The organism is Gemmata algarum (assembly GCF_034097035.1).
Classification (GTDB): domain Bacteria; phylum Planctomycetota; class Planctomycetia; order Gemmatales; family Gemmataceae; genus Gemmata; species Gemmata algarum.
In genome coordinates, this window is record NZ_JAXBLV010000165.1 from 1 (window position 1) to 251 (window position 251).

A 251-nucleotide genomic window follows, 5' to 3' on the forward strand; every position below is an offset into this window, starting at 1 on the left:
TCAGGAAGGTCCAGAGCGTGAGCGCGGGCGTCCACACGTGATGACCTTCGGTCGCGAAGTCGACGCCCAGGTCCGCGCCGGCGGCCTGGATCTGGTCGACCGTGAGCAACGCACGCGCGGGCAGATCGGGAGCCTGTGCGAAGGTACGGAGCACCGTTTGGAACGAGGGCGCCGGAGCGTATAAATGAGACATCGAGGCCGACCTCGCCCGAACGACAGCGCGACCCGTCGGAGCGTGGACGACCTCGATG

General features: G+C 67.3%; 1 protein-coding gene. It reads right to left on the bottom strand.

The annotated features are described in order from the left end of the window. Positions 1–193 (bottom strand): hypothetical protein (locus R5W23_RS12640; protein ID WP_320686631.1); only part of this gene is annotated, 193 nt, incomplete at its 3' end. Positions 194–251: the final 58 nt, after the last annotated feature.